Genomic DNA, 12097 nt, shown 5'->3' with positions numbered 1-12097 from the left:
TAAATAATATAGGCCTGAGAATGGAGATTCATCATGAAAACACTAGTGATTTTGGCGCATCCGAACCTTGAGAATTCGAAGGTCAACCAGCGCTGGAAAGAAGAACTGCTGTTATATCCCAACGATATAACCCTTCATGAGATTTATAAGGAGTACCCTGACTGGAATATTAATGTTCCTAGAGAGCAGAATCTAATGGAAGCATATGACCATGTGATCTTTCAATTCCCGTTGTATTGGTACAGTTATCCGCCGCTATTAAAAAAATGGTTTGACGATGTGTTGGCTTACGGATGGGCTTATGGATCAAACGGGAACAAGCTTAACGGGAAAAAGTTAGGGCTGGCCCTGTCCATCGGTGATAAAAAAGAAAATTATCAGCCAGAGGGCTCTGTTTCTTTTACCGTAGACGAAGTGATCGCACCCTTTAACGCCAGTGCCAAACATGTAGGCGCAGAAGCCCTACCGTACTTTGCTGTTTTTGGAGCTTCATTCCAAGCCAGCGATGAAGAAATTAATACTAGCGCAAAAGAATATATCGAATATATCTTTAATCACCGTATTTGACACAAAACAAATTGGGCTATCCTTAGTCTTGTTCAAAGACTTTAAGGATAGCCCATAACATTGTTGAAGCGGTCTAAAGATTCTCTGTAGTAAGTGTGAAGCCTTCGATCACGGCATCTTCGTCAACCTCAATCAAAATGCAGCGTCTCCCATGATAATTCACTTGCTTCACATATTTTAAATCCTGCGGGCTGACCGAAATCGTAGCTACCTTTGTATCGATCTTAATCGATTTGGTAGTGAATTTCGGCATTACGCTGCTCGCCTTCATCTCATAATGCTTATCGTCAACGATCGTTTCAAACGCCCGTTCCACTTTTTCCATTGTCACGTTCTCTACGCCACTTACCGTCAGTACACGTTCCAGATCTCTATAATCGAGCATTGGAGGTTCTTCCTTATCGTCGTTGGTTTCGATGACCTGATGGATCTCCTCGTACACCTGTGCGAGAGTGGTTGCATCAAGCTGTTCGCCCGCCACTTCCTTCACGATGTCTTCGAATATAGCTCTCTCTTCCAGAGCCGTATTGGATCTTTCGGCATTCAAGACCTCTCCGACAAAATGCGGATCCGGGAAGTTCGATTTCCCCGTACAATACAGAATGCGGTTCACATCGGAATAATTGTCCGTCACGCTTGGGTAAAAGAAACCTTGCTCCGGCGTACTTAACTTGACGATCGGATCTACAATGACATTGTACTTGAACTCCCGCTCCACGTAATCAAACAAGAGAGCTTTCCGTTGTTTCTCCGTGGAATTCACGCTGCATAGGATAAAAGGATGCGCGAATAGTTCGTTTTTCTCACTTTCCTCGGCTTCATCGTTTCTATCTTTAGTCGGGCGGAAATACTGTCCGCGAACGAAAGTGATCACCGTATCCCGTTCATAATGAGTATCCGCCATCATTCTGTCCACCAACAGCAGCATCAGGTCCTGCCATTCATCCGGATCCCCTGTCACCAAAGCTTGATGAAGCATCACCTGCGCTGGCTCCTCCGCTTCCGCTTGAAACTTCAACTCGAACAATTTCTGATCCAGTTCACCGGTCAGGAGTTTTTTGAAATTGCCCATATACAGCTCCTGCTTCTCTCTGTCCACCATTCCAAACGGCTGGCGCTCCCAATGATAGATCTCGTTGCTTTCCTTCATAATATACACGTTGAGGATATCGTAAATACTCATTAAATCGTGATCCAGCTTAAATTGCTTGCGTATATGCGCGACTTCTTTCTTTATCATGATTCGTTAGACAACTCCTAGGAAGATTAATTGGTCTTTTCAGTATAAAGGATAAAAAAAACCTTCGCTATATTAGTTGAAGTTAAGATTTTTCTATTAAGGTAAGTGCGTGACTGCGGTGAATGTTTGGACTTCCCCTCCATTCGTGCTCGTACTCATCAATTTATCGCATGCTCTAATGCATAGTCTTCAAGCTGAATATCTACCTGTTGATTCATGGCCAGCTTGGCTAGCTGCTCACCAAGAAAGGGTCCCATCGTTAATCCGGATGATCCTAGTCCATTAGCAACAATTAGTTTATTCCATCCTTGAACCCTGCCTAACACGGGAAGAAAATCTGCAGTAAAAGGACGGAACCCTACTCTTATCTCATTTAGGCTACAATCTGTAAGACCGGAAGCCGTTTGCAGACCTTTATTTAATATTTCTTGCATTCCTCCTGCGGTTACAGCAGTATCATAACCTACGACATCATTTTCGTGAGTAGCACCTACAACGATATTTTGATCCGCAAACGCAAGGATATATTGATCTGTAGGCGGCATTACCACAGGCCATTGCTCTGTGCTCGCTTGTTGAGCAAGCTTCAAGTGCATAATTTGAGCTTTTTGATAACGCACCTGGAGCATGATCCCAAGCGGATGAAGCAAAGCGTTAGACCAAGCCCCTGCGCACACAATCACTTCATCCGCTGTGAATGTCTGTTCTCCTACTCGAACCCCTTTAATTTCATGATCAGCATACTCTAAAATAGCATCGCCCTCAATCATTTGCGCACCGTTACGCTGTGCCGCTCTTAGCAAAGCATCACGTAATTCACGACCGTCCACTCTTGCTGCACCGGATACATGAAGCGCATGGTAACCTTCCGACAATAAGGGAAACTTCTCTTGTGCTTCAAGATCCGTCAGCATCGTAAGTTCCCCTATTTCAGGGGCGTCCTCTCTGCGCAGCTCCGCTCTTTCTTTCATCGCGAGTAACTTTTTCAAATCCTCATGGATACATATCGCTCCAACTTTTGCGTATCCAGTCTCGGTTTCTCCAGCCTCTTCCAACTCTTGAATAAGTGCCGGATAAAAGCTTGCTCCCGCTTTAGCAAGACGATACCATGCTTTGTTTCTGCGTTGAGACAACCATGGACAAATAATCCCTGCTGCTGCATCCGTTGCTTGTCCAACATCCTTACGATCTATAATGATGACCTCAGCACCTAACTTACTTAGCTGATAAGCTGCTGAAGCCCCTAATATCCCTGCACCAATTACAATAACCTTGTTCATATTCGAAGTCCCTTCAGTTATTCATTTTTTAATCATTCACTACTTACCCATTGTATCTTAAATTTGACATTTATAATGAATTATCGTACTATAAATCTCACTCAGTTAAAAGTACTTTAATTGGAGTACTAAAATAAAAGTGTTATTCAGAAGAAAGAAGGTATACAGTTGAAGTTTTCACAGTTTTTGAAGTCCAAAGGGGCCATTGGTTCTATTTTTATGGGTGTGTTCTATGCCATTGCGATGCTTGGTATTTTCTTACCAGGGTATACAGCACTTCCAGGGAACATGGATGATTTAAAAATTGCTATCGTCAATGATGATGCCGGTCAATATGGGGCTCAGATTTCGAATCAGTTCTCAGAGAGCTTACCATTCAAAACGATAAAAACCGATGTATCGAATAAAAAGGCGATGGATGAATTAGAACATAATAAGTTAGCTCTAGTTGTCCATATTCCAGAAGAATTTTCCGCCAACGTTCAAAGCGGTAAGGTATCCGCAAGTATTGATTTCACAGTCAACGAAGCTTCTGCCACCATGGTATCTTCCGCCATGTCTTCCGTTGTAGGAGAAATTAACAAACAATTAAGCGCGAACTTCTCAGAGCAAACCGCAAAAGGTGTGTTAATGAACTTTAACGTACCAGAAGAACAAGCCACCGCAATGGCTACACAAATTGAAAATAGTTATGTCGGGAATTATGTTGTCATCAATGATGTTCCGGACGGCATGCACAACAACATGCTACCTATGTTCTTAACTATGGCTGGTTATGTTGGGGCAATGATTGCCTCCATGCAGTTAGTTGCTTCTTTTAAAGCGAACCGCGGGAAAGCGAGCAAGACAAAACTGTTTATGTTCGTTCAACTCACAGCATTATTAATCGCTGTATTATCAACAGTCGTTGCTTTAACCATTGCCTTCTCTGTTGCAGATGTAGACCTATCCTTACTGTTACCAGTTGCTGCTCAGCAAATTCTAATGTATATGGCTGCATTTAACGTGTGTGCGATTATGGTCTTCCTAGTTGGCGAAGGCGGTATGGTCTTAAATATTCCAATTCTGCTCATGCAAACCATCGCCAATGGCGCTACCATGCCTCGTGATATGATGTATACACCATACGATTGGTTCGGCCGCATCACCCCGATGTATTATTCTGTGCAAGCTTATTTGGCACAAATGTTTGGTTCTATTAGTCCAGCACCCTTCTTATGGGGATTAGCAGGCGTATTTGCCGGGGCTATGATGATTAACATTGTAATCGTCCGGTTTGTTCATAAACCTGTACCTGTGACTAAAGAAACTATACTGCCCGTTGAAGTTAAAAATACAGCTGAAATAACCGCCTAGGTTTGGTAAGATAGAGTTTAGCCAACAATTAGGAGTGGGTTCTGTGATGTCAATTCAAATTTATATCTTAAGTAAGTTAATGGATGAAAATAATTATCCTTATAAATTAAAAAAAGAACTATCCACCCCTATTCCATTTGATACATTGCTAAATCTGTCTGAAAGCAAACTATATTATCATTTTGAATCCCTTACGAAACAGGGCTTAGTTGAACAGGTAGAGATTATCAAAGAAGAACATCGCCCAGACAAACAGGTGTTTTCCATTACCGATAAAGGGCGCAAGCAGCTCCCGCTCAAAATTTATAAGGTAATAGAAGATGCAGAATCTATTTCAGATATGATTGTTGCTCTTGTGAATCTTCGTTTTGTAGAGACTGATAAAGTGATCCCGATTATCGAGAAGAAAATTGAACAGTCACTTATAAAAAAAGATCAATTAAATCAAATTTACCAGCAAATAGATGTAGATAGCTCCACCCGTGACGTCGTAGATTTCATGGAAAGCTACTACGCTTCTCAACTAGAGCAATCTATTTACTGGTGGAAAGATCTTTTAGAAAAGCTGAAAACAAAAACTATATAAAAAAGAATGCCTTGGATTATAGCATAATCAAGGCATTCTTTTTTATATCCAGCACCAATCGCAAAGTTTTTTCAATTATTCACTTTTAATCAATAAATATAAAAAGTATGGAGCACCGATTAAAGCCACGATCACTCCTGCTGGTATTTCAGTATTGGCTACCACCATTTTACCAAGCGCATCTGCAATAACAACTAATCCGCCACCGATTAATAAACATGCGGGAATCATTATTTTATGGCCACGAAAGAGTCGTCTAACTAAATGTGGAACTACTAGTCCTACAAATCCAATACTCCCACTAACAGCAACCGCTGGTGCCGCCAATAAGACACTACACACTAAAAACCAAACACGATATTTATTTAGAGATACCCCTAAACTAATGACTACAGGATCGTTAAGCCTTAGTACATCCAATATAAGATGATTCCGAATTAATAAAGGCACAATAAGAAGTAACCAAGGCAGCATAGCATACACGTGACTCCAATTACTATTCCCTATGTTCCCTGCCAGCCACACCTTAATCATCTGATATTGCGAAGGATCTAGTACGAAGGTTAACACAATCATAAATGCACTAATCGCAGCCGCAACAGCAATACCCGTATAAATTAATCGAATGGGAATAATGCCTTGATTGCGATCATAGGAAAGCATAAATAATAGAGCGACAACGATAAATCCACCCAATAAAGCGTACAGTGGCTGAACATAAGTATGTAAGCCGGTTGAGCTATTTTGTAACAGCAAAAATAACATCATGGATAATCCAGCACCAGCATTTATCCCCAATATGCCCGGGTCTGCTAAAGCATTTCGGCTTATGGCTTGCAGCAGCATTCCTGCTATTGCCAACGCGCCACCCACTAGAAAACCCAAGATCATACGTGGAATACGGAACTGAAAAAGTACAAGCTCCTGCCTCGGTGTTCCATTTCCCAATACGGTTTGCCATAACTCTTGTAAGCTTAAGCTGCTTTGACCAGTAGATACACTATATATAAAGCCTAGCAGTAAAATGATTGCTATAATTATAAATTTCCATCTTAGCTTCACTATAGTTCCCGCCTTTCTTTACGTGCCAAATATAGAAAGAACGGAACACCAATAACCGCAATTACAGCACCTACAGGGATTTCATAAGGGGCATTTACGATACGTGCCACTAAATCAGCAAGCACAACAAGGGTGGCTCCCAGAATCGCGGATAATGGAATAATATAACGATAATCCACACCCACTATGTAACGTACCAAATGCGGAGCAATTAAGCCCACAAAGCTTACAGATCCAGCTAAAGCACATGAAATCCCAGCTAACATGAATGCGGCTAAAAGCGAAAGATTTTTGATAAGTTTAATATTAACGCCTAACCCTTCCGCTGTCTCATCCCCTACAGATAGTATAGTAATCGACTTTGAAATTACGATGGCAAGTAATAGCGCAAGAAGCATCCACGGCAACATTTGCTGTAAATGAGCCATACTAATGCCACTTAAACCTCCTCCATACCAAAAAGCCACCTGCTGTGCCACTGAAAAAAAGATACTTATTCCTTCACTTAGGGCGGTTAGCATAGCAGAGATGGCAGCACCCGCCAGTACAAGTCGAATAGGCGTCATGCCTCGTTTACTTAATAAACCAACACTAAAAACTAAACCCGCACCCAATCCCGCACCTAGAATACAGAGCCAAAGTGTACCTGTGAATGAAATCGTCGGCAGGAAAACCATAGCAATAACTAACGTGACCCCGGCCCCAGCATTTAAACCAAGAATCCCCGAATCGGCTAAAGGATTGCGACTAATCCCTTGAATAATCGCTCCACTTACTGCAAATCCAGCGCCTGTTGCCATAGCGGCAAGTACCCGGGGTAAACGAATCGACTGGATCACCTGATGAGTAGAAGCCTTATCATCAAAAGCAATGATCGACATGAATACATCTGCGAAGGGTATTTTTTTCGCGCCAAGGGCCATAGCAAGCACTAATACGCCTATTAATAGGAGGAGCATGAAGATTAGCAATATTAAAAAGGAGAACTTTTTTTCTCCTGCTAGTGATGATTTCTGAACATTTGCGGCCAATGTTTCCAACCCTTTCCCTTCACTTTACAAAAAGAGCCAGCCAAGGGCCAGCTCAGATGCAAACGATATGATTTCTAACTTAAGTCAGAGGATGTGGTAAGCAAAAATTTGACGGCCCGACTAATCGCACCCGAGATTACGCTCACATGCTCCTCTTGCTCAAGCAATGCCCAGCTTACTTCGAAGCTTGGAAGGTGTAAGGACATCATGCTGTTGCATAGATCCAAGCTATCCTTGACCATATAATCCAGCTCATCTTCACCGGCAATCATAAGCGTCCTAGGTAACTGACTTAGCGTATTGCTGTGTAAATCAGCTTTAAAATTCTCATACTCCTTTAATAGTGAATAATCATTCCACCAGATGGAAGCACTGCTTGCAATATAATGCGAAAACAAGGTAGGTTGTGTAAATAAGGCATGCAGAACAAATAATCCGCCAAAGGAATGACCATATAATGCTTGCTTCTGCTTATTGATAACGAACCGCTGGGCAATGGCTGGCATTAACTCTTTTTCAAAAAAGGCTAGCAGCTCATCTGCCCCGCCAAATGCTGGCCAAGGCTCCCCGTTGGGACGTTTCGGTAAATTCGCAAGCTCGGCTGGCATGGTTAAATCATAGGTTCGACGCACGGTATCAAACGCCTCACCTCCAGGATAACCAATGCCAACAACCATCGCGGGTGGATAGCCTTTAGGCTTACGCGTCAGCAATCTTGTGATTTCAGCAGCGGTTTCAAAAAGCCCATTACCGTCAAGAACATAAATGACACCGTAGCCATCCTTTGCAGGCTCATCTAAAGGTTTAGCAATAAAGATTTCGTAGTCTAGATTATTAGCTTTACTCCTGATCAGCATCGTTTCATAGTTTGGTTTTACGTACGGTTTGATAATCATGGCAGCAGGAACGCTACAATATCGTCCATCGTTTTTTGATAAGCAATTAATCCACTGGATCTCCAGTGATCGCCATCCACCTCGAACACTTTACCTGCTTGAACTGCCGGCAGCGCCTTCCATAAAGGACTAGCTTTAATGTCTGCCAGGAAGGCATCTCCCAGACCATCATTATCGTTAATAAAGATATAATCCGCGTCTAAATCAGACAGCATCTCCAGCGAAATATCAGCGGACATTTCACCTTCTACCAGAGCACTTTGAGCAAAGCCTAGCTCACTCAGCACATAACCCCCGTAATGGAAGTTGCCCACTAAAAAGATTGCACGGGCATTCGCATTAATATAAATTGCTTTTTTACCGGCAGATACGCTGGCTAACTGTGCTTTAGTTGCTTCCAGCTTTGTATTGTAAGCAGCAATAGCTTCTGTTGCTTTATCCTCTAATCCTAGCAATTTCGCAATCGTTTCTGTGGCTTCCACTACATTGCCCAGTGCATTCTTAAACACGTAAGTTGGAGCAATTTGCGAGTAGTTTTCATAAACACCATTTTGTGCATAAAAAGCAGTGGGGAATATAATTAATTCCGGTTCCAAATCTACTACAGATTCTGGAGAGGGAACACCATTAGCGAAGCTGATTTCTTTTACACCACTTAACGTATCCTGTAGATACTGCTGCGGTCTTTCACCCGTGGACCATTGGGCTACTGGGGTTACACCAAGCGTAACTAAGTAATCCTCTAAACCAGGGGCATACACCTTTTGTACAGTCCCCGGAATATTTACTGTATTGCCTACTTGGTCAGTTACTACAAACGCTTCTCTAGCCGCTGCTTCCGTTTCTTGTACAGCTGGTTCATCCGTTGCAGTTGCACTCGTTTCACTGGTTGTTACTGGAGTATCTGTTGCTTGCTGATTCGCTGTATTATTGCCCCCGCAAGCTGTCAGTAGAATGGATAATAAAGCAACCATTACAACATAACTTATTGTTTTTGTATTAAACCCCTTCATGATAGACCTTCCCTCTTTCCTATATTCTCAATAATAATCATTCTCAGTATTGAGTGTATAAGAGATAGGGCGCATTGACCATGTAACATCTTATGATTAGACATGTACATTTTCAAGGTATCATCATTACTGCAACTTCCTCTAGCATCCGCTTTAAAGCTACAGGCGAATATTCAAACCAAGGATCGGAGTGAATAACATAGATTTGTTGCTGCTTAATAGCCTCTAACTGTCTGAACCCAACCTCTCTCTGCAAATGATGCCATGTTGCTCGTGACTCATCATCGGGGCAGATAATCGTAAACAGCTTATCTACCTTCAATCTACTTAACTCTTCAAAAGTAATCTCTGCATTATATAGACCGGGCTGCTCATAACTAGATTCTGCTCCCAAATCCTGAAAAAAAAGATGCTGAATGCCTGTATTACAATAAGCAAAGATTTGCTGCTGATAGATACGTATAACTAGAACTCTGGGTGGTTTAGTGGGCCAGTCTAACCTGCGCCGAACGTCTTCCAATCTTGCCCTATACTGCGTGATCCACTGTTTCGCTTCTTCTTGTTTATTTAGTCGGGCAGCAAGTTCAGTTAAGGCTACTAAACAATCTTGCTTATCATCCAGCCAATAGATTGGAAAATGATTCTCTATCTGTTTTACCTGCTCTGACGACAAATCTTTTGGAGAAATAAGCAGATCAATTGGCAAATGCAATAGCTCATTGGGGCTGCAATAATTTTTGTTTTGGGTCAAGGTTACCTTATGCTCGATTTCTTGCGCCCACAAATTATAGTAGTACGGTGTCCATTTTGCACTTAAGGGTGCAGCAAACGGGATGATTCCTGCCGCATGTAAATACCCCATCATATTCCCAGTTACAACACCGATATTTGATTTTTGCTGGCTGGAATACATCGTTGGGGAGATCCCTTCGACCTTTTTGAACACTCGGCTAAAATAAAACTCATCACTATATCCAACCGCTTCTGCTATAAACTTCAAGCGAACGTCTTCTTTTTGCAATAATTGTTTAGCCTTTTGAATCCGCAGCTGAGTAACATACTCCATTGGACTTTGTATATATTCCTGTTTAAACGCCGAGGAAAAATAACTGGAACTAAGACCAGAAAGATTAGCTAAATGTGCTAAAGACAGGTGCTTCGTGAAATTCTCTTCTATATATTTTCTAACCTCGCTTAAATCCGTCTTTTGCGATTGTTTTTGCATGCTGTCACCTCTTTACTGCTTATATAAATGCACTTAACTCTTTATTCATTCATTAATTGATAATCATTATCAATTATACTTTTGTTTTTGGGGGGTGGCAATGGTTGGGGAACGTTCTATAAAAGTGTGCTCAAAAAAGAAGACGCTCAGGGGACGAATCCCCTCGCGTCTTCTGTGTGTAACTATAGGCTGCTGCTGCCCGGAGTAAGTCTTTTATTTTGAATCTACAGCCGGAGCCGGAGCTGCAACCGCTGCTCCATTCTTTTGCAAGTTCTCCTTCACTTCACCTTGCTCTAAAGGCTGAACAGGCGCACCAATGTTAAAGCTATCAATGATTTTCCCTAGTGTAGCTTGATCAAAATCTACTTGGGAATACAACTCTACTGTATAGCCGTCCTCTTCCCAAATCACAATTCCATTTGCAAAATAAACTTTAGTCCCGTTGATTACTTCTGTCTTCACTTCTTCTGTAGTGCTGATCCCATTGTCGCCGCCCTTGGAAATTAGGAAATTAACAGCTTTATCCCCGGAATTATACTGCACTTCAACCATGCTGGTCCCCTGAAGAACACAATTCACAAACTCATAGTCTCCCATCCAGTCGGGTGCCGGGAAGTTCATGCCAAGTGCTGCACGGGCTTCATCCAGATTTAACTTAGCTGCAACCGGCAATTCAATGACCGCATTCTCCCCGCCTTGGGCATCTTCAGATGGAGTCATTGACTGTGCAGCCGATGGGATTTCCTTATCGTATTGTGTGATTTCGAGATTTCCCACTTCAAACTTTGCCATGATCGACTGGAACATGTCCTGTGCATAGGAGGTTGCAGAGAAAGCTCCACCCAAACAAATTACTGCACTGCCAATCACTATTGCATTTCTCCATCTGCTTTTTTTCATCGTTATCCCGTCCTTTATCTCTGATTGGGGGTTAAGAGCCCCATGGTCCAATTTGTATATCAAGCGGTTATAGATTCTTTCTTTGGCGGTAGTGCTGCCCTGTTCGGCATTCTCAAGCCGTTCTATGGTCTTGCTGAATTTGGTGAGATCATCTTTCTTATTCATTTTTGAACCCTCCTGCCTTTAAGGAAATATGCAGTTTTTTCAAGCTTCTATATACTACGACACCGATATTGGACTCACTAACGCCCATGATCTGTGCAATTTCGGAATTTTTCAGCCCAGCCCCATATTTCATTGCAATGATATTGCGTTCTTTCTCACGCAGCTTGGAGAGCGCCTTGAATAGTGCCTGATTATTATCCTCACGGATCGCCAGCTCCTCAGGAGACGGCTTGGGAAATATAAGCTCCAGCAACGAATCCAGTGAGGTATAGCTTCTTTTCTTCTGCGCCCGAAAGTAGTCCGTCACAGCATTTCTTACAATGGCAAACAGCCACACCTCAAAATTCGATTTTTCTTGTGAAAAACTATAATACTTACACATCACAGTCTCAAACACCTGACTGCATATGTCCTCTGCCGCGTGGTGGTTGTTAATTCGATAACAGATATATTTGTAAACACGTTGGTAGTACGTATCATACATCCGGGTAAATTCCTCTTTGGACATGATAGCTTCACGTGATCTTTCGGTATTCATGTAACGATCCACTTTACCCTGGATAACCTCCATCTCCACCCTCCTTCCACCTCACCTTCATCGAAAAGCTAAACAAATTGCGCAATTTGTTGTGAAGAAACTTACATATGTTAATACGGAGAAAAGAGCGGAGCATTAACAAAATGTTTTGATATAATCGTGGGATGGCAAGAAACCATCATATAACTTATAGTTCACCAAATGGAGACTGGGGACCTTTTTCAACGTTCGTTCATGA

12 protein-coding genes are annotated in these 12097 nt (G+C 42.2%); 3 read left to right on the top strand and 9 right to left on the bottom strand.

The features are described from left to right. Positions 1-33 precede the first annotated feature (33 nt). The gene (locus MKZ09_RS04250; protein WP_076207609.1) at positions 34-567 is read left to right on the top strand and encodes an NAD(P)H-dependent oxidoreductase; all 534 of its coding nucleotides are present in this window, start codon (positions 34-36) and stop codon (positions 565-567) included. Positions 568-640: 73 nt separating this feature from the next. Here MKZ09_RS04250 and MKZ09_RS04245 read toward each other — a convergent pair whose 3' ends face one another. Further along, positions 641-1807: a DUF4317 domain-containing protein gene (locus tag MKZ09_RS04245; protein WP_036684821.1), complete on the bottom strand. Its 1167-nt coding sequence runs from the start codon at positions 1805-1807 to the stop codon at positions 641-643. A gap of 158 nt (positions 1808-1965) precedes the next feature. Then, positions 1966-3087, bottom strand: a complete 1122-nt coding sequence (locus tag MKZ09_RS04240) for an NAD(P)/FAD-dependent oxidoreductase (protein WP_076207607.1) — start codon at positions 3085-3087, stop codon at positions 1966-1968. A 168-nt stretch (positions 3088-3255) separates the two neighbouring features. On the opposite strand from MKZ09_RS04240, the gene MKZ09_RS04235 reads away from it, so the two are divergent. Both MKZ09_RS04235 and MKZ09_RS04230 read left to right on the top strand, forming a co-directional pair. Beyond that, positions 3256-4443, top strand: a complete 1188-nt coding sequence (locus MKZ09_RS04235; RefSeq protein WP_076207605.1) for a YhgE/Pip domain-containing protein — start codon at positions 3256-3258, stop codon at positions 4441-4443. 46 nt (positions 4444-4489) lie between these two features. After that, positions 4490-5029 carry a PadR family transcriptional regulator gene (locus tag MKZ09_RS04230; RefSeq protein WP_076098721.1) on the top strand — a complete coding sequence of 180 codons (540 nt, stop codon included), beginning with the start codon at positions 4490-4492 and terminating at the stop codon, positions 5027-5029. Between the two features lie 75 nt (positions 5030-5104). On the opposite strand, the gene MKZ09_RS04225 is transcribed toward MKZ09_RS04230, so the two are convergent. The 7 genes from MKZ09_RS04225 to MKZ09_RS04195 all read right to left on the bottom strand — a co-directional run bounded on the left by MKZ09_RS04225 (position 5105) and on the right by MKZ09_RS04195 (position 11892). After that, positions 5105-6091 carry a FecCD family ABC transporter permease gene (locus MKZ09_RS04225; protein ID WP_162164281.1) on the bottom strand — a complete coding sequence of 329 codons (987 nt, stop codon included), beginning with the start codon at positions 6089-6091 and terminating at the stop codon, positions 5105-5107. Continuing rightward, complete coding sequence (locus tag MKZ09_RS04220) at positions 6091-7131, bottom strand: FecCD family ABC transporter permease (protein WP_076207602.1); 1041 nt, start codon at positions 7129-7131, stop codon at positions 6091-6093. Before MKZ09_RS04220 ends, MKZ09_RS04225 begins: the two co-directional genes overlap by 1 nt. Positions 7132-7196: 65 nt before the next feature. Beyond that, on the bottom strand, positions 7197-8018 hold the full coding sequence (locus tag MKZ09_RS04215; RefSeq protein ID WP_076207600.1) for an alpha/beta hydrolase: 822 nt from the start codon (positions 8016-8018) through the stop codon (positions 7197-7199). Next, complete coding sequence (locus MKZ09_RS04210) at positions 8015-9031, bottom strand: ABC transporter substrate-binding protein (protein ID WP_076207597.1); 1017 nt, start codon at positions 9029-9031, stop codon at positions 8015-8017. Before MKZ09_RS04210 ends, MKZ09_RS04215 begins: the two co-directional genes overlap by 4 nt. Positions 9032-9143: 112 nt before the next feature. Next, positions 9144-10256 carry a helix-turn-helix domain-containing protein gene (locus MKZ09_RS04205; protein ID WP_076207595.1) on the bottom strand — a complete coding sequence of 371 codons (1113 nt, stop codon included), beginning with the start codon at positions 10254-10256 and terminating at the stop codon, positions 9144-9146. Positions 10257-10469: 213 nt separating this feature from the next. Next, positions 10470-11321, bottom strand: a complete 852-nt coding sequence (locus MKZ09_RS04200; RefSeq protein ID WP_076207593.1) for a hypothetical protein — start codon at positions 11319-11321, stop codon at positions 10470-10472. After that, the gene (locus MKZ09_RS04195) at positions 11314-11892 is read right to left on the bottom strand and encodes a sigma-70 family RNA polymerase sigma factor (RefSeq protein ID WP_081389069.1); all 579 of its coding nucleotides are present in this window, start codon (positions 11890-11892) and stop codon (positions 11314-11316) included. The genes MKZ09_RS04200 and MKZ09_RS04195 overlap by 8 nt, the downstream gene beginning before the upstream one ends. Between the last annotated feature and the right edge of the window lie 205 nt (positions 11893-12097).

Source organism: Paenibacillus sp. FSL R5-0908 (assembly GCF_038006245.1).
GTDB classification, from domain to species: domain Bacteria; phylum Bacillota; class Bacilli; order Paenibacillales; family Paenibacillaceae; genus Paenibacillus_AQ; species Paenibacillus_AQ odorifer.
Note: the sequence above shows the minus strand (reverse complement) of the source record. Positions and strands in the feature narration are given on the sequence as shown.

What these genes read in the sequence shown, in the direction of transcription:
- MKZ09_RS04250 (WP_076207609.1), top strand. Translation starts at nt 34, where the DNA reads ATGAAAACACTAGTGATTTTGGCGCATCCGAACCTTGAGAATTCGAAG.
- MKZ09_RS04245 (WP_036684821.1), bottom strand. Translation starts at nt 1,807, where the DNA reads ATGATAAAGAAAGAAGTCGCGCATATACGCAAGCAATTTAAGCTGGAT.
- MKZ09_RS04240 (WP_076207607.1), bottom strand. Translation starts at nt 3,087, where the DNA reads ATGAACAAGGTTATTGTAATTGGTGCAGGGATATTAGGGGCTTCAGCA.
- MKZ09_RS04230 (WP_076098721.1), top strand. Translation starts at nt 4,490, where the DNA reads ATGTCAATTCAAATTTATATCTTAAGTAAGTTAATGGATGAAAATAAT.
- MKZ09_RS04215 (WP_076207600.1), bottom strand. Translation starts at nt 8,018, where the DNA reads ATGATTATCAAACCGTACGTAAAACCAAACTATGAAACGATGCTGATC.
- MKZ09_RS04210 (WP_076207597.1), bottom strand. Translation starts at nt 9,031, where the DNA reads ATGAAGGGGTTTAATACAAAAACAATAAGTTATGTTGTAATGGTTGCT.
- MKZ09_RS04205 (WP_076207595.1), bottom strand. Translation starts at nt 10,256, where the DNA reads ATGCAAAAACAATCGCAAAAGACGGATTTAAGCGAGGTTAGAAAATAT.
- MKZ09_RS04200 (WP_076207593.1), bottom strand. Translation starts at nt 11,321, where the DNA reads ATGAATAAGAAAGATGATCTCACCAAATTCAGCAAGACCATAGAACGG.
- MKZ09_RS04195 (WP_081389069.1), bottom strand. Translation starts at nt 11,892, where the DNA reads ATGGAGGTTATCCAGGGTAAAGTGGATCGTTACATGAATACCGAAAGA.